The organism is Shewanella sp. 1180_01 (assembly GCF_052850535.1).
Map to the genome: position 1 here is coordinate 1 of NZ_VXCT01000042.1, position 17277 is coordinate 17277.

Consider the following 17277-nt stretch of genomic DNA (forward strand, 5'->3'; position numbering starts at 1 on the left):
GAGAGCACCTCCCTTACAAGGAGGGGGTCACTGGTTCGAGCCCAGTAGCGACCACCATATTCTGTAATACATAAGTTATATCCCAGGTCGCTTAGCTCAGCTGGGAGAGCACCTCCCTTACAAGGAGGGGGTCACTGGTTCGAGCCCAGTAGCGACCACCATATTCTGCAATACACAAGTTACATCCCAGGTCGCTTAGCTCAGCTGGGAGAGCACCTCCCTTACAAGGAGGGGGTCACTGGTTCGAGCCCAGTAGCGACCACCATATTTATCCCCCCAATAAACTTTACCAACACGCTGACTCAACTATGCTTGATCTCAATCAGCGAGTGCTAAATTTTACTATTTCGCCTTTTATAATCCGTAAAATACCAAGCTCTATCGACACTCAGCCTGATTTCATTCTGCTTTTAGCATTGTTTGGAGATCAACATTATGGCCAGCGTCAGTCAATCCGCTTCTCTTGCCAATATTGCCGCATATTTAAAGCATACCCACGCTTGCGATGAGCAAACGGCGCTCAAGGAAGCACGGGAAGTCATGCATAATCTCGTCAGTATGCGCCAAAAGGGCTTTATTACCGGTTGGTACTTTGACGAACAAGGCCACTTAGAGTTGTTGCCTAGCGATGCGATCCTAAAACGTATCCTTTTAGATGATGATTAACTGCACCAACTGTCCCTTTGTCTTGATTGACGACAAACACCATCGACTTGACCACAATTGACCATACAATCAGCCTAAATTCATATCCCGAAATAACCCATCACGCATTTTCAGCGTAGCGCATACTTTTGCGGCATTTTTTGATCTCAAAATAACTAAGTTTGTTTAATAAACCTGCACCGCTAAGGGTTATCTATTTGAGGCAGATCCGCGCCATGGGTGGGTTTCCACCCAAATACAAAATCACTGTGAGCGAGATCTCACCCACAAAACTAAAAGTGTGACAAACATCAAATGAACTACACTTTAGTAACCAAACACTTACAGAAGTCAGTGTAAGTTGGCGTGGTATTTGCCTTTAGTAAGACAGACCTCAGGGAAATCAAGGCTGTATTCCTACTCAAACTTGGTAACAAACTAACCAAGACTGAGGACAAATCCTAACAACAGAAAAAGGAACTCAAGATGACATTGAATCAACAAACTGGATTGACCCGTCCACTCAAAACCTTAGTCAAAATGCTCGCCGTTGCCTCCGTGTTCGCAACCAGCTTTAACGTATTTGCAGAACCTATTGAAATTAAGTTTTCGCACGTTGTGGCAGAAAATACGCCCAAAGGCCAAATGGCACTTAAGTTTAAAGAACTCGTTGAACAACGTTTACCGGGTGAATACAAGGTCAGTGTATTTCCTAACTCACAGTTATTTGGGGATAACAACGAGTTAGCGGCACTACTGTTAAACGACGTGCAATTTGTTGCGCCGTCACTCTCAAAATTTGAACGTTACACTAAACGCCTACAAGTATTCGATTTACCTTTCCTCTTCAATGATATGGATGCGGTAAACCGTTTCCAACAAGGTGAAGCAGGTCAAACACTGCTGAACTCTATGACCCGTAAAGGGATTGTCGGTCTAGGCTATTTACACAATGGTCTGAAACAGTTCTCGGCTAACACGCCACTTAAAAATCCTGCTGATGCAAAGGGCTTGAAGTTCCGCGTAATGGCGTCTGATGTTTTGGCGGCTCAGTTTGATGCTGTCGGCGCTATTCCAGTGAAAAAACCTTTCTCTGAAGTATTTACCCTGCTGCAAACCCGCGCTATCGATGGTCAAGAAAACACATGGTCAAATACTTACTCACAAAAGTTCTATGAAGTGCAAAGCCAAATCACTGAAAGTAACCACGGTGTGCTCGACTATATGGTCGTGACCTCTGACACTTTCTGGAAAGGCTTACCCGCTGACAAACGTAAGATCATCAAAGAAGCTTTAGATGAATCTATCGCATTAGGTAACAAAATTGCCGCTGAGAAAGATAACCAAGACAAACAGTTAATCCTAGATTCTAAACGTTCACAGTTAGTGACTTTAACGCCTGCTGAACGTCAAAAATGGGTCGATGTGATGAAACCAGTTTGGGCTAAGTTTGAAGAGCAAATCGGTAAAGATGTGATTGATACTGCTGTAGCTGCAAATAAATAATAATGATGATAGCCGCTTAATCTCAGCCGAGGTTAAGCGGCCATTTCAGCGAGGGGATTATGGCTGTGATATCGCGAATATTTGGTTATTTTGAAGAAGGTGTGCTCAATTTATTGATCACTCTGATGACGTTGTTAGTGTTTTCAGAAGTCGTCGCACGATTCTTCTTCAATACGGGTTTTCTGTGGATCCAAGAACTCACACTGACCTTTTGCGGTTGGTTTGTGTTGTTTGGTATGTCTTATGGGGTAAAAGTTGGCGCGCACATTGGTGTCGATGCCTTCGTTAAAAACTTAGCGCCTCGGGCCAAAAAGATAACGTCCCTCGTTACCGCCTTTGTCTGTATTGTCTATTGCGGACTCTTTTTAAAAGGCAGTTGGGATTACTTAAGCCAGATGTATCAAATTGGTGTGCCTATGGAGGATATTAATTTCCCCCAATTTTTGTTAAAAAGCCTCGACCCAGACTTTGCTTGGAACACCTTACGGATTGATGTTGAAGATGGCGCGGTACCGATTTGGTTATCCCAGAGCATCTTGATCATTGGTTTTTCGATGTTGACTTGGCGATTCGCCGAACTCTTTATTGCCATCCTACGTGACCAAGTCACTGGCTTCCAATTTGCTGATGAAGCGAAAGAAAGTATGCATTTAATCGATGAAAGCGTTAAAAACGCCAATGAAGAACCCGTCTCTGACGAAAAGGAGACTAAATAATGGCGATTGCAACCCTATTTACCGCCCTATTAGTGTGTATGTTTCTCGGTATGCCTATCGCTATCGCGTTAGGTTTTTCCAGCATGCTCACCATTTTGTTTTTCTCGAATGACTCCTTAGCCTCAGTGGCACTCAAACTGTATGAGTCTTCATCGGAGCATTACACCCTACTCGCTATCCCCTTCTTTATTCTGTCATCCGCCTTCCTCTCAACCGGTGGCGTCGCGAGACGGATTATCGATTTTGCCATGGACAGTATTGGACATGTCCGTGGTGGATTAGCGATGGCATCTGTTATGGCCTGTATGCTGTTTGCGGCGGTTTCAGGCTCATCACCCGCAACCGTAGCGGCGATTGGTTCAATCGTGATTGTGGGCATGGTTAAAGCGGGTTATCCCGAGAAGTTTGCGGCGGGGGTTATCACCACCTCAGGCACACTTGGTATTTTGATCCCACCGTCCATTGTGATGTTGGTGTATGCGGCAGCGACCGAAGTGTCCGCAGCCAGAATGTTTATGGCAGGTTTAATTCCAGGCTTAATGATGGGATTCATCCTGATGATCGTTATCTACATAGTCGCCCGCTTTAAGAACCTGCCTTCGCGTCCTTTTCCAGGCTTTAAACAACTGGGGATTTCAAGCGCTAAAGCTTTGGGTGGATTAGCACTCATCCTTATCGTACTCGGCTCTATCTATGGCGGCGTTGCTAGCCCGACTGAAGCTTCAGCTGTGGCTTGTATGTATGCGTACTTTATTGCGGTATTTGGTTACCGTGATATTGGGCCATTAAAAGAGGTGGCTTGGCGCAATCAAGGTGAAAGCTTACCTAAAGCCGCTGCACGTAACTTAGGTCACATGTTCCTAGGGCTAATTAAAACGCCTATCGACAAAGACATACGTAACGTAGTGCGTGATGGTGCTAAGGTCAGTATCATGCTGCTGTTTATCATAGCTAACGCTATGTTGTTCGCGCATGTATTAACCACTGAGCGTATCCCGCATATTATCGCTGAGCATATCGTTAACATGGGTTTACCCGCTTGGGGCTTCCTGATCATCGTTAACTTACTGCTGCTTGCTGCCGGTAACTTTATGGAGCCATCGGCGATTGTACTGATTATGGCGCCGATCCTCTTCCCTATCGCGACTCACTTAGGAATAGATCCTATTCACTTAGGTATCATCATGGTGGTAAACATGGAGATAGGTATGCTCACGCCGCCGGTGGGGCTCAACCTCTTTGTTACCGCGGGGATCACGGGTAAGAGTATTGGTTGGGTCATTCAATCGGTTCTGCCTTGGTTACTGCTGATGTTAGCCTTCTTAACCTTGATCACTTACGTGCCACAGATTTCGCTCTTCTTACCAGAATGGTTGGATTCGATGCGTGGTTATTAATCTGCAATGCAAGGTTGTGAGATTACCCCTTGATTATAGTTAGTTTTTAAGCGAGCCTAGTCAGGCTCGCTTTGTTTTATGATGCACAGTCTCAGTGATTGATACCGTCGCTTTATCAGGATAGCCACCATGTTGCCCATGACGCCTAAGGCCAAGAAACGCCTCTTTCTCACTGTAGTGTTACTTGCAGGCCTATTTGCAACGCTCAAACTGACCTATTGGGTGCATTTGCATCAAGGTAAAATAGAGATCCAAGCGCAATCGGAGAAACAACTAAAAGAATTAGTCAGCTTTCTCGATGGTGCATTATCGCGCTACGAAAGCATTCCCCACGTGCTCTCGACGAACCCTATGCTCGCCAATGTACTCAACGACCAACAAAACCCCGATAAGATCCAAGAACTTAATTTATATCTCGAAGAAATACAGCATGTCACTGAGGCGTCCGATATTTATCTGATTGATGCCTTAGGGATCGCGATTGCCGCCAGTAACTGGCAACAGAGTTTCTCCTTTATTGGCAAGGATTATTCCTTTAGACCCTATTACACCGATGCTATTTCGGGCAATTTAGGCCGTTATTATGCCGTGGGTACCAGCTCAGATAAGCGTGGGTTTTACTTTTCTTACCCTATTTATCAGCAAGGCGGTAAAGGCATACTCGGCGCTATCATAGTCAAAGTGGACATTAGCGGTATCGAGCAGCAAAGCACGAGCATTGCCATTGCGGGTCAATACCAATTCCTTATCAGCGACCCTGAAGACATTGTTTTTATCTCTAGCGTCGATGAGTGGCGGTTAAAGTCACTCACTCCACTTACCCAAGCCAAACAATATGCGCTTAATGCATCAAAGCGTTACGCGGAACGCCCCATAGGTGAACTGTTGATGAAACCACCCTATGAGAGTGGCAGCCAAGCCATGATCTACCAATTGCAAACGGGCAGAGATCATGAGCAATACATGGATAATCATCAGTTAATGGCCAAAGCTGGCTGGCGGGTGCACATCTTAGCGCCCATCAAACCCTTGATGTCGTCTTTACCTGCACTAATGTTACTGTCAGCCAGTATTTATCTGTTGCTGGCACTCAGCATCTTATTTAGCGCCGAGCGTCGCCGCAACCTACAGCGCATGCAGCTGGCACAAAGCCTGTTAGAACAGCGAGTCGAAGAACGGACTCAGGACTTGCAGCAGGCGAACCATCAGCTGAAAGACACTCAGGATGAACTCATCCAAGCTGCAAAACTCACAGTGATCGGCAGTTTATCCGCCAGCATTAACCATGAGCTTAATCAGCCGCTTGCGGCACTGCGCAGCTACGCCCAAAATACTCAAACCTTTCTAGCCCGTAATATGCAAGATAAGGCACTGGATAATATCAAGATTATTATTGAACTAACCGATAGATTGGCCGATATTGTCGGCCAATTTAAAAGTTTTACTCGCAAGAGCCAAGGCACGGATAGCGCCACCGATATTGGCCGCTGTATCAAACAAGCGTTGACCATAGTTCAGCCCGCAATAGACAAGCAAGGCGTTGAACTCGATGTGCAGTTACCCAATGGCAACTATCAGGTTTGGGGCGATAAAGTCCGATTACAGCAAGTGTTTGTCAATATCATGAGCAACGCCATTGTCGCTATGCAACAATCGGTTAAACGCAGCTTGGTCATCCGCGTGACCAGTGAAGATAAGTTCTGCATCAGCATCCAAGATTCAGGCCCAGGTGTGCGCGAAAGCCAAATGGAAAAAATATTCGAACCTTATTTTACCACTAACGAGCGACACGGATTAGGCCTGGGCTTATCGATTTCACAGCGTATTATCGAATCCATGCAAGGCCAAATTAACGTTGCCAATGCCGAAGAGGGTGGCGCCATTTTCCAGATTATTTTACCTATTTATTTGCTTGAGGAACGTTAGTCTTATGAGTGTGCCCAATTCCATCCAAGATTATTCTGTTCTCATCATCGACGATGAGCCGCACATAGGCACAGTTCTCGTTCAGCTATTTGAACTTGAGGGCATTAAGGCACTCGCCACCACAGAGCCTAAAGGGATCGCTAAGCACCTGCATAAAGATTGGGCGGGAATGGTGATATCGGATGTCAACATGCCGCAATTAGATGGCATCAGCTTAATGCAACAAATCCGGCTGCAGGACCCCGACCTCCCCGTTGTGCTATTGACAGGTTTTGGGGATATCGCCATGGCAGTTAATGCCCTGAAGCAAGGCGCCTACGACTTTCTCGAAAAGCCCTTTAATAACGAGCATATACTCGATGTGGTCAAGCGCGCCTTAGATAAACGCAGCCTGACCTTAGAGAACCGTAAGCTTAAAAAGGATCTCGAAAGTCAGAGCGTACCAGGCCCTCGCATTTTGGGTAACAGTGTCGGCATCAACCGCATGCGCCACATCATAGATCAAGTGATAGATACCCCAGCTGATGTGTTAATCGAGGGTGAAACAGGCACAGGTAAAGAACTCGTCGCCCGTTATTTACACGATCATAGCAGCCGCAGCCAAGCCAACTTTGTCGCCATCAACTGTGGGGCGATTCCCGAGAATCTGATTGAAAGTGAACTCTTTGGCGCCGAAGCGGGTGCCTTTACCGGCGTCGATAAGATGCGTATTGGCAAATTTGAATACGCCAACGGCGGTACGTTATTCTTAGATGAGATTGAAAGTACGCCACTGTCGCTGCAAGTAAAACTGCTGCGAGTGCTTGAAGATCGAAAAGTTGAACGCTTAGGGTCAAACAAAAGCATCAGCCTTGATATACGGGTGATTGCCGCCACTAAGGTGGATTTAAAAAGCCTATGTGACACGGGGGAATTTCGCCAAGACTTGTTGTATCGCTTAAATCTGGTGACTGTGCCTATCCCTCCCCTGCGGGATCGCCGTGAAGACATTCCTTTGCTGTTCCTGCACTTTGCCCGCGTCGCATCGGCACGCTATCACAAAGCACTCATCGCCTTAAATGCCGAGCAAAACGCCATACTCACCTCACACGACTGGCCGGGCAATGTGCGTGAGTTACGTAATCTTGCCGAACGCTTTGTACTGCTCGGCGGAGAAGCCGCCTTTGCTGGCACTTTGGGCAATACCCCAAGCCTGCACTCGAGTATGTCCTTGTTACAAAGGGTAGAGTTTTTTGAAAGGGTATTGATTGAAGAAGCGCTCAGCCACAACAAGGGCAGCATTAAGCAAACAATGGAGCAGTTGGAACTGCCCCGTAAAACCCTTTACGACAAAATGCGTAAATACGATTTAGACCGCAAACAGTACATTAATTCAGAGGATTAGTTCATTCCAATGACAAGATAGTAGAGAACCCAACTTGAGCTGGGTTCGCTACTACAAAATAAAACTGGCCAGAATCATTTATTACGCCGATGTTTTATTACTTGAATGTATAAAATAAAGTGCAATTCCCAAACAGATCACGGCGGCGATTCGACTTGTAGAAAAGTGAATCGTTTCATTGCCAAACCAGCCAAAATTATCAATCAACATACTCATTAGTAGCTGTCCAAAAATAACAGCAACGGTTGCGACGGCCGTACCTATCCGCTGAACGGCTAGCACCATGATGACGATATAAGGCACGCCACACATTGCACCTAATAACTGCCATTTAGGCACATCCAACAGTGTCACTGCTTGAGGTGGTTCAAAATAAAAAATTAACAATCCAGTGATCAAGGCTCCAGTCGAAAAAGTTAAAAATGCACTGCGAAACACCCCCACTTTACTCCCCAGCTGTCCATTTATTGCTGCTTGCATGCTCAAGGTAGCACCGCCAATCACAGCCAACATAATCATAATCAATGTCATAACTCGCCCTTAACTTTGCGCCATCAGCACTAATGCTGCGACGATAAATAGCAGTGCAACAATACGTTTAGTATCAATTCGTCTATGCGCTGTACCAAATAAACCGTAATGATCAATCAGCAAACTCTTCGCAACTTGGCCTGCTAAAATACCGATCATTGTCATAGCAATACCAATTGCTGGTGTTGCGATCGTGAGTATCACCACGTAAATAGGGCCAAGCACGCCGCCCGTTAATGTCCAAGAGGGTTGCGCGAAAAATGATGGACTATTTCGAGGGCTGAAAAACAGCATCAAGATAAAGGTGAGTGCTGCGCCGACACCGAAAATGCTAAAGGTTGCCCATAACTCCCCTACTTCAGCACCTAAAGGTCCTAGGAGGCCCGCTTCAACGGATAATCCCGCTCCTCCTAGCACAACAAAAAAAATAATTAAAAACTGCATACATAAGCTCCTGTGATTAAGGGCAGCAAGAGTACCCTAGTCGATAAAACCAATAAATGAGACAATGCAGGAAACACCTATGCAGAATTTGCAAAAATGAATGATATAAACTCAATCAACATGCGAGCGTTAAAGTTTTTTATCGGCGTTTATGACAGCAAAAGCTATTCTGTTGTGGCTCGAAAGGAAGGCGTCTCTCCCTCGATGATTTCCAGAGTCATCAGCCAACTAGAAGATTCTCTTGGACAGCAGCTGTTTTATCGAAATACCAGAGCAATCATACCCACGGAATCGGGCAGGATTTTCATTGAATATGCGCGTTCCATGGCAGATCAACTGAATGAAGTCCGCAATGAATTATTAGATAGGACGATAGCACCTAAGGGATTGATCAGAATTAATGCCCCGGTTTTTTTCGGGCAGCGACATATTGCGCCTTGGTTAGCGGGGTTTTTAAGGCGATATCCGCAGGTACAAGTGGAGCTCACACAAACTGACGATTATATCGACCCGCATGTTAGTGCCGCAGATATTATCTTTCGTATTGGCACTTTGGTTGATTCATCACTCCACTCAAGAATACTGGGAAGCCAAACCTATCATCTTGCGGCGTCCAAAGCGTATATAGCACTGCATGGCATGCCCACTGAACCCGCCGATCTCAAAAACCATCAATGCTTAGTCTATAGCGGATCTTCGGGTCAAAATCGCTGGTTTTTTAACAAGAACAAGACGACATGGCTGCATCAGCCTATCACCCCAATCCTCACCTCAAATAATGCGGAAACATTACTCATAGCTGCATTAAATGATATGGGAATCGTCCTCTTTCCTGACTGGTTAATCGGTGACTCTCTTAAAAATGGACAACTTATTTCATTGCTCACGGACTGCGAATCAGCGATAAAAATTGATCAGCATTACATTACTGCCATTTATCCAAACTCCCGTACTCCCTCATTGAATGTCCGCGCCGTAATTGACTACTTTCTTGAGGTGTATAGCAATCCGCCCTACTGGAAATATCAAGGTTAGTGAATCGCTGTACTTAAGCCGCAACAAATGCATTAAATCGGGCACGGTATGGGATGAGTTTAAATATTAACCACAAGACTCAAGGCATGAAACTCATGCCCCAAATTTAGCATAACCAGTAAGGTTTGCAGGTTTGAGTCAACTTATTAAACGACCCACACCAAAAATAAAGGCCAACGGTTGATGTTGGCCTTTATTCATTTGATTTAATCAATTGATATAATAGCTTAGCGACTTCGTTTACGTTTCTTGCTTTAACAACAATAGCCCTGTCAAAGCCTATGCAAGCGCACGAACGTCATTGGTTTGATGATAATGCAAACGTGTGATGGCCAAGGCAATCAAAGCCAGTAAGGTTAACGACCCCATCACCACACCGCGCCACTGCGCCTCATGCCAGAACATCATTAAATAAGGGCCGCCAATCGCAGCACCTAAGTAATAACAACATAAATAGAGTGACGTCGCCTTAGCCCGATCGCGACTGGCGCGCATCGCGACAAAAGAATTACAGCAACTGTGGGTGAGGAAGAAACCACAAGCCGTCATCAAAAAACCTAAGCTAATGGTTAAAGTGGTATCAAACAGGGTCAGTAAGCTTCCGAGCAACATCACGCACCAAGACCACTGATATAACTTATGTTGGCCAAATTTGGCGAGCCATTTCGCGGTGAAATACGACGCAATAGTGCCGCTGGAATAACACAGGAAAATCAAGGTTGCTTGAAAGCGGCTCCATTCATAGGGCGCCGCCATCAAGTGCAGCTGAATAAAACTAAATTGATTCACCATCATCATAAAGGTTAAGCCGCCAATCGCGTAGACCAAGCGCATTTGTGCATCGGTGAGATGATGGCTAAAGCCATGAAGATCTTGGGCTAAACGGGCGCGTTTTGATAAAGAGGGCTCAGTTTTACTCTTTGACATGGCTTGCGCATCGGCAAGTGAAGGCAGCAAATAGTTCACTAAAGCCACGCCCGCTAAGGTGACTAAAAACAGCAGCCACATGGATTCTTGCCAAGATAAAAACTGCGACATAACGCCGCCGAGTAAACGGCCAACAATGCCACCAATGCTATTCGCCATAATGTAAATGCCCGCGGCTTTGAGCATAGTGCTCGGTGACAACTGCTCCTTAAAGTACGCCATCGCAATTGCTGGCACGGCAGCGAGTAATGCACCTTGCAGCAATCGCACTAGCACTAACCCGTTAAAATCCGAAGCCCAAATCAACAATAAGTTAGATAACGCCAACAACCACAGGCTGACAATGATCGGCGTGTGTCGACCGATACGATCTGACAGTACCGCATACAAGAGCAATGAAAAGGCCAAGGAAAAACTGGTTACCGACAGGATTAACGTCGCTTTAGACCCTGATACCGCAAAATGCTCCGCAATTAGCGGCAGCATGCCTTGCATCAGATACAAGTTGATATACACCACCACAGAGGCAACACATAGCGCCCACATCAGTCGGGTATCACGCTGTTTATGATCAATCATAGTATCTAACACGGCTTGCACAGGAGCCTCGACAAAGCATCACTCATAGGATAGACAAAGGTTATCACTGGGCATAACATAACAATAATAGATAATATCTATCGCTATCATTGATTTTTGTTATAGCCACAACGCACCGACCTTGCCACTATTCAACAGTATGGGCCCGATTGATGGATATCCGCCAACTCAAACATTTAGATGCCCTTGCCAGTACTGGCAGCTTTACCGCCGCAGCCAAGAAACTGAATATGGCCCAACCGGCGTTAAGCCAAAGTATCAAGCGCTTAGAAGTCGCACTCGGCGTGACTTTAGTCAATCGTACGAGCAACAAGAATGACAAGCTGCTCGCACTCACGGCCGAAGGTTTAGTCCTGCATCAACATGCCACTTTGATCCTGAAACAGATGAAGCAGGCCGAAGCGCAAATCCGTGCCATGGCCAATCTCACCTCGGGGGAAGTCCGTATTGCCGTGCCGGGCATGCTGGGTTCTTTCTACCTGCCCTCGCGCTTAATGGCTTTTCGGCATAAATACCCCGAGTTAAAACTATCACTGTTTGAAGGCGGGACGCGGGACGCACTACGTATGTTGCAACAGGAAGAAGTGGATATTGCGATCATTACCGCCCAAGACCTGCAACCCGAATTTGATAGTCAGCTGTTGATCCGTGAGCAAATGGTGATCGCTATGGGAGCCGAACATCCTTTAGCGGAACATAGCGCCGTCAGTCTCAATGACTTTTTCGACCATGAATTAGTGATGTTCAAGACAGGTTATTTCCACCGCGAGTGGATCTTATCGCAAGCCAAGGATCTGGGGAAAAAGCCCAATGTCGCCTTCGAGACTAATTTGATTAACCTTATCAAACAGATTGTTTCCCAAGGATTTGGGATCACCAGCGTGCTCGAAATGGCAATCAGCTCAAAAGATGACATTCTAGCTAAACCCTTCGATCCACCAGTATTTTTGAACCTGCATATCGCATGGAAAAAACAACGCCCCGTCAGTCAAGCAGACCGTGCCTTTGTCGATTTTTTGATGAGTAATCGCTAACCTCAATCGATTAAAACAAAAAGGGCTGATATCAATATCAGCCCTTCTCTTTTTACTATTAAATTACTGTTAAACCTCTCGATTTAACCCTGAGCGATTAGCCTTGTTTACGACGACCAAAGGCAAATGGTAGCAATAACAAGCTTAACCAACCTAATGAACCACCATCATCTTTCTTAGCTGGTGTTTCAGTCACAGACACAGACACGACACTTGAATCTTTGTTGCCATGGTTGTCCGCTACAGTAAGTTGGAATGACACTGTTTGAGCTGTACCACTCACTTCTGGCGCCACGAGATTAAGCTTGGCTGCATTAGCGTCAAAGTTGAAGCTCGCGCCGCCTAACTGAGTCCATTTGTAGGTCAATGGGTCATTGTTGGCATCGGATGACTTGCTCGCATCGATAAACAGTGGTTTACCTTCTTGAACAGATACCGGTGCTTCAATCACTGCCACTGGCGCCACTTCTGGCACATCAAATTGATATTCTTGCTTCAAGATTTCAGCCGACTCGTTGTTCACTTTGTTGGTCAAAGTCACAAGGTTGTCTTGGCTTGCCTTACGTGGCACTAAGTCAAACGTCACATCTTGCGCCGCGGCACCAGAGGCCATCTCGATAGTCCAAGTGATCTTATTGCCCACTTGCGAACCTTGATGGCTGATATTAGCCACTTCATGACCTTCTGGTAATAACGCTTCTAAGGTGTAAACGCGGGTTTCTTGCGTTTTGTTCGCTTCGACACGGGTCTTCATCACTTTAACAGCGCCTGGCGTTAACTCGCCAGAAACAGTGCTACCTAGAGGGGGTAAAACATCATCACTGACGCGCTCAAATATAACCGGAATTTTAACCGGTGCGACTTTGTCATCAGTAGTGGTCAGAGTCAGCATTGCCAAGCCAGCATCGCCCACTAACATCGCTTGTTTCCAAGCTAAGTTGACGTTGAAATCTTTATGATCACCGGTAAGATTTGCCGTTAAGTTATCACCCGCTTCATCGTATAAGGTCACTTGTTTCAAACTAAAAGCATCATCCGCATCGGCTGCAGATGCCTGATAGTTTTGTATCACGACAATATACTCACCTTTCACTGGGTCCTTAATAGACACACTTTCTTTTGAACCACCAAACGCAGAAGATGCCGCGATAGAAAGCTTACTACCATCTTTCTTATCGAGTATCACAAACATGTCTAAGTCAGGAGAGGTGGTATTACCGATTGATGCATTGAAATATAACGCTTTGTCTTCAACGTTAAAGCTAAATACTTTTACGCCATCGGCTAAATCATCAAATGCACTATCGGTATTTGAATCTTGTTTCACACTTGATTCATAAGTAGCGCTTAACTTAAGTTCAGTCACTGTCGCCGCAACACCCGGTAGATCAATCGCTTTCAAGTGAGCCAAATTGCGCTCATCGGCATCACGTGAGGCTGAAACATTAACAACCGCAGGTAAGTCGCGTTTAGCAATTTTAGCCACGATCGGCATGTTAGCCGTTGGGAAGGCTTCCGAAGCTAATACTAAGTTACCAAAGCCCCAACTTGCACCGACGTTAGTCACATCCGCAGTCACAGTGATAGTTTGACTCTCACCTTTTTTCAGGTTGAAGCTTTCTGGCGTCACAGTTAACGCGAACTTATCGGTTGCGGAAACACCTTTTGCAGTCCAGCTACCGTCAGCCGTTGCAGTGACAGTACGTGTCCAAGTACAAGTATCGATACAACGTGAATCAGCCATGCTTGGAATGTTTAACTTACGTGGATCGCCACCTGTTGTAGGGTTAGCAATCTCGTAGTTTAAGGCACTTTCATCCATCACTAAGCCAGATTTAGCCGCTAAATCCACACGAATACGGCCTGCGCCTACGTCAAACGGATCTGCAACAGTTTTGCCATCAGCCTTTTTCATCGCTTGGGCTGTCGTTGCTGTCATCATTAGCGCAGAACGAATGTTATCTGGGGTCCAATCTTTATGCAGTGATTTAAGTAACGCGCCAGCACCGGCAACGTGAGGACTCGCCATCGAAGTACCTGACATCAACGTGAAATCAGCAGGATCAGTTCCCGTCTTATCATGGCCGAATTGTTGATCTGCATAAGCAGCGTAAATGTCACTACCCGGTGCAGCAACATAAGGCACGAGTACATCGTTAGTCAGGTTAGGTCCAATCAATGAGCTGGCAGCTAAAACATCCGCTTCTTTACTGATGACTTTAGGGGTTGGAGACAGCGTGATTTCAAGCGCTGGATTTGCTGCCATAGCAGCAATCAGTTCTAAGCCATCGATATCGCCAATAAATACCGCTGGAATATCCAATTTATCTAACCCAGACATGATCAGGCGCGCATTATTTTCACCATCTCTATTGAAAACAATCACACCCTTAGCGCCAGCTTTCATCGCCGCTGCCACTTTAATATCGAATGAACAACCACCGCGTCTTAAAACAGCGATCTTATCTTTAAAAGCATCAGCAGCGAATGGTTTACAGGCTTCAAAATTGGCCGCATCAATTGTGCCTGCATAAACAGGCACACCTTTGAGCACTTCAGTTTGAACAGGGCCAGAGCCAGCAGTGTAGTGGTAGTTTTTACCATTAAATTCAACGGCGCGTACTATGTCGCGATTGTGGGTCGAGTTAGCAACCGACGTATACCAAGGCGCATTTTTAGGCGTTGAGTAAGGTGTTTGATTAATAGCAGGGCTAGTGTTTGTCGCGGCACGTGTGTTACCCGCAGCTACTGCAGCAAAAATACCCGCATTACGCGCAGCTAAGAAACCTTGTTCTGTTGCACTATTCCACGGATTTCCACCACCGCTGATTGAAAAGTTAATCACATCGACGCCATCTTTGATTGCATCGTCTAACGCTTTCAAGATAGGTGCAGTCGGGCAGCCAGAATAAGTGTCGCCCGCATTACCCGGATTACAGATTTGATAAGCAATGATGTTTGCATGTGGTGCAACACCTGAGATTTGCGCAAATTCAAGACCCGTCGCAATACCATCACCTTCTAACTTACCGGTTTCACCTTGCACATAAGGGACATTCACTAAAATGTTACCCGCTGCTGTACTGGCGACATGCGAACCGTGTCCGCCGTAATCCTCACCATTTTTTGCCGGAGGGGTGTCACCATACACTTTTACGTCATCAAAGTTATTGGTGATTTCTGGATAGCTACGGACACCGATCAGTTTATCGTTACACATGCTGGCGAAATCAGTTTTACAGTCACCAATATAGATGCCTTGACCTAATGGGTTTGTGTGGTCATAACCATCTTGACCAACATCCGCAAATGAAGCATGGTCAGAGTTAATGCCTGAGTCGATGATACCGACAATCACACCTTCACCCATGGCTTTCGTGCCCGTTGCACTACCATCCCATACATTTGGAGAACCGATAAGCGCTTGGCTGACGTCGGTTTCCATTTGTTCCATGCGCTCGCGCTCAACAAACGCAACCTCAGGTAACTCAGCCATTTTCTTCGCTTGAGCTTGAGTCATGCGAACTGCCATACCGTTTAACGCATACTGATAGGTCGTTAATGGCTGCAGATTGGTACCAATAGCCGCACTCGCGTTAGCTAAAAATCGGTTTTGTTTGACTTTCAAATAGCTAACATAACTTTTAACTTCAGGTCTTGAAGCATCGAGTTTACCATTCACCGCGACTTTTGAAGTGCCACTTGCCTGCACTCTCTGTGAGCTCGTCGCTTTAAAGCCAGGAGTCGTTCCTTGATAATTGGCGACTGAACTGTCACGTAAACGAACGATATAAGTAAATTCACCCTCGCCTAAATCCGCTTCTGGTACAAACTTAACTTCAGCCCCGGCAGCATTACCGCGTAATGATGTGGCTTGTAGTTCACTTGGAATATCTAACTGCAAGGTTTCACCCGTAGGTGATAAAACGGTTTGCGCATTTGCCGCCGACGATAACAGCGCCATAGACACTGCTAGTGCTATTTTAGTTTTCATTGTGACTTCCCTAATTCTTATAAGTTGTATGATTTATAAAACTCAGGTTGGTGGCTTGAAAATATTGCAACAACCAAGAACGTCACCTGTAACTGACATTTTTTATGAATAACCATTCAATTTACTGTGATGATGATCACTGAGTTTTATCGCGACAATTTGTAACACACGCAGATACAAATTGAAACACCAAGTTAACAGAATGTCATTCGGTAAATCGTATATCAGCTTCTATTTATTTTAAAAAAGAGAAATAGATTGTTTCACAGGTTAAATAGCCGGTAAATTAAAGCTCATAAACAAAAATGCTAAATATAAATAGTTATTTAAAATCATCATATTAACTTGAACACTTAAATCTTGGAGCACCAAGAAAGCGCACCAAAAAACAGAACGAGTGACCGTAAAAATATTATTATTCGCAAAAACCTCCCGTTACAAATCAAACATCTCAACAAATAAAAGTAAACAAATTTAAATCAAATCAATAACAATATCAAGACCAACCATTAACAGCACCGGTGAAAATATCTTTTTACAAAATGGCACCCCTTATAAATAGAGACTAACTTATGCATTAATATTCTTAGCTCTGTGTAAAGCAAAATCATATTTGATTTTACATTTACAGCATGAATACCCGAATATTAACCAAAAAAAGCCCTTGCAATATAAATTGAAAGGGCTACATCTTCAGTAATACAAAAATAATGCGCAGGCAATAATTAGGAGTGATTAATTCGCCATGACCGCCTTCATTAACACTTCTGTCGTGAACTTATCATTATTGACGACAGGGAACCTGTCATAGGTTTGAAAGATCACTTGGTCTTGGAACTTGATCATCGCCACTACGCCATATTGGATACTCTTATCGATCGATTTTGCAGGCAGCGTAAATTTAAACGGCACTGGCGCTCTGGCGATATTAAAGGTTTTCTGTGCGACGATAACACCCGGGGTATTCAAATCAATGATTGCAATAGTGATTTGGCAACCTTGAGGCAAGGGAATTTTCTCTAAATAACCCGCTGCGCCATTGATAATAATCGGGGGTTCAGGTTTCACCGTCACGCAGCCATTGAGCAAAATTGCCATGAGCGAGAACAATACAAACGACTTTATTTTCAGATACATA

At 45.2% G+C, this 17277-nt stretch carries 13 protein-coding genes and 2 tRNA genes; 10 read left to right on the plus strand and 5 right to left on the minus strand.

Annotated features, from left to right (window positions below; all coding sequences use genetic code 11):
• Positions 1–85 precede the first annotated feature (85 nt).
• From FW758_RS17870 to FW758_RS17905, 8 genes are all read left to right on the plus strand, one after another.
• Positions 86–161, plus strand: a tRNA-Val gene (locus FW758_RS17870).
• A gap of 28 nt (positions 162–189) precedes the next feature.
• Positions 190–265: transfer RNA gene (locus tag FW758_RS17875), tRNA-Val, on the plus strand.
• Positions 266–435: 170 nt separating this feature from the next.
• A complete protein-coding gene (locus tag FW758_RS17880; protein ID WP_006082294.1) occupies positions 436–666 on the plus strand; it encodes a hypothetical protein in 231 nt (76 codons plus the stop codon).
• Between the two features lie 465 nt (positions 667–1131).
• Complete coding sequence (locus FW758_RS17885; protein ID WP_446446100.1) at positions 1132–2151, plus strand: TRAP transporter substrate-binding protein; 1020 nt, start codon at positions 1132–1134, stop codon at positions 2149–2151.
• Positions 2152–2210: 59 nt separating this feature from the next.
• On the plus strand, positions 2211–2867 hold the full coding sequence (locus FW758_RS17890; protein WP_220776914.1) for a TRAP transporter small permease: 657 nt from the start codon (positions 2211–2213) through the stop codon (positions 2865–2867).
• A complete protein-coding gene (locus FW758_RS17895) occupies positions 2867–4264 on the plus strand; it encodes a TRAP transporter large permease (protein ID WP_006082297.1) in 1398 nt (465 codons plus the stop codon). The genes FW758_RS17890 and FW758_RS17895 overlap by 1 nt, the downstream gene beginning before the upstream one ends.
• 129 nt (positions 4265–4393) lie before the next feature.
• Positions 4394–6190 carry a sensor histidine kinase gene (locus FW758_RS17900; protein WP_106650980.1) on the plus strand — a complete coding sequence of 599 codons (1797 nt, stop codon included), beginning with the start codon at positions 4394–4396 and terminating at the stop codon, positions 6188–6190.
• 4 nt (positions 6191–6194) lie between these two features.
• Positions 6195–7574: a sigma-54-dependent transcriptional regulator gene (locus tag FW758_RS17905; protein ID WP_012197362.1), complete on the plus strand. Its 1380-nt coding sequence runs from the start codon at positions 6195–6197 to the stop codon at positions 7572–7574.
• Positions 7575–7655: 81 nt separating this feature from the next.
• Here FW758_RS17905 and FW758_RS17910 read toward each other — a convergent pair whose 3' ends face one another.
• Together FW758_RS17910 and FW758_RS17915 are read right to left on the minus strand one after the other, a co-directional pair.
• The gene (locus FW758_RS17910; RefSeq protein ID WP_106650981.1) at positions 7656–8105 is read right to left on the minus strand and encodes a DMT family transporter; all 450 of its coding nucleotides are present in this window, start codon (positions 8103–8105) and stop codon (positions 7656–7658) included.
• A gap of 9 nt (positions 8106–8114) precedes the next feature.
• Positions 8115–8549: a DMT family transporter gene (locus FW758_RS17915; RefSeq protein WP_446446101.1), complete on the minus strand. Its 435-nt coding sequence runs from the start codon at positions 8547–8549 to the stop codon at positions 8115–8117.
• A gap of 96 nt (positions 8550–8645) precedes the next feature.
• On the opposite strand from FW758_RS17915, the gene FW758_RS17920 reads away from it, so the two are divergent.
• Positions 8646–9584, plus strand: coding sequence for a LysR substrate-binding domain-containing protein (locus tag FW758_RS17920; RefSeq protein ID WP_446446102.1), 939 nt, complete (start codon positions 8646–8648; stop codon positions 9582–9584).
• Between the two features lie 279 nt (positions 9585–9863).
• Here the strand turns inward: FW758_RS17920 and FW758_RS17925 are convergent, their stop codons facing one another.
• Complete coding sequence (locus FW758_RS17925; protein ID WP_413484469.1) at positions 9864–11111, minus strand: MFS transporter; 1248 nt, start codon at positions 11109–11111, stop codon at positions 9864–9866.
• A gap of 152 nt (positions 11112–11263) precedes the next feature.
• Between FW758_RS17925 and FW758_RS17930 the strand changes: the two genes are divergently transcribed.
• Entirely contained in the window at positions 11264–12145 is an 882-nt protein-coding gene (locus FW758_RS17930) for a LysR family transcriptional regulator (RefSeq protein WP_226060278.1), read from the plus strand.
• 97 nt (positions 12146–12242) lie between these two features.
• Here the strand turns inward: FW758_RS17930 and FW758_RS17935 are convergent, their stop codons facing one another.
• Both FW758_RS17935 and FW758_RS17940 read right to left on the minus strand, forming a co-directional pair.
• A complete protein-coding gene (locus FW758_RS17935; protein WP_446446103.1) occupies positions 12243–16139 on the minus strand; it encodes a S8 family serine peptidase in 3897 nt (1298 codons plus the stop codon).
• 735 nt (positions 16140–16874) lie between these two features.
• Positions 16875–17276 (minus strand): YbaY family lipoprotein, encoded by a 402-nt coding sequence (locus FW758_RS17940; protein ID WP_259481056.1) that lies wholly within the window; start codon positions 17274–17276, stop codon positions 16875–16877.
• Between the last annotated feature and the right edge of the window lies 1 nt (position 17277).

Bases quoted from the DNA above. Each gene is read 5' to 3' on its own strand.
- FW758_RS17880 (WP_006082294.1), top strand. From the start codon at position 436: ATGGCCAGCGTCAGTCAATCCGCTTCTCTTGCCAATATTGCCGCATAT.
- FW758_RS17885 (WP_446446100.1), top strand. From the start codon at position 1,132: ATGACATTGAATCAACAAACTGGATTGACCCGTCCACTCAAAACCTTA.
- FW758_RS17890 (WP_220776914.1), top strand. From the start codon at position 2,211: ATGGCTGTGATATCGCGAATATTTGGTTATTTTGAAGAAGGTGTGCTC.
- FW758_RS17895 (WP_006082297.1), top strand. From the start codon at position 2,867: ATGGCGATTGCAACCCTATTTACCGCCCTATTAGTGTGTATGTTTCTC.
- FW758_RS17900 (WP_106650980.1), top strand. From the start codon at position 4,394: ATGTTGCCCATGACGCCTAAGGCCAAGAAACGCCTCTTTCTCACTGTA.
- FW758_RS17905 (WP_012197362.1), top strand. From the start codon at position 6,195: ATGAGTGTGCCCAATTCCATCCAAGATTATTCTGTTCTCATCATCGAC.
- FW758_RS17910 (WP_106650981.1), bottom strand. From the start codon at position 8,105: ATGACATTGATTATGATTATGTTGGCTGTGATTGGCGGTGCTACCTTG.
- FW758_RS17915 (WP_446446101.1), bottom strand. From the start codon at position 8,549: ATGCAGTTTTTAATTATTTTTTTTGTTGTGCTAGGAGGAGCGGGATTA.
- FW758_RS17920 (WP_446446102.1), top strand. From the start codon at position 8,646: ATGAATGATATAAACTCAATCAACATGCGAGCGTTAAAGTTTTTTATC.
- FW758_RS17930 (WP_226060278.1), top strand. From the start codon at position 11,264: ATGGATATCCGCCAACTCAAACATTTAGATGCCCTTGCCAGTACTGGC.
- FW758_RS17935 (WP_446446103.1), bottom strand. From the start codon at position 16,139: ATGAAAACTAAAATAGCACTAGCAGTGTCTATGGCGCTGTTATCGTCG.
- FW758_RS17940 (WP_259481056.1), bottom strand. From the start codon at position 17,276: ATGTATCTGAAAATAAAGTCGTTTGTATTGTTCTCGCTCATGGCAATT.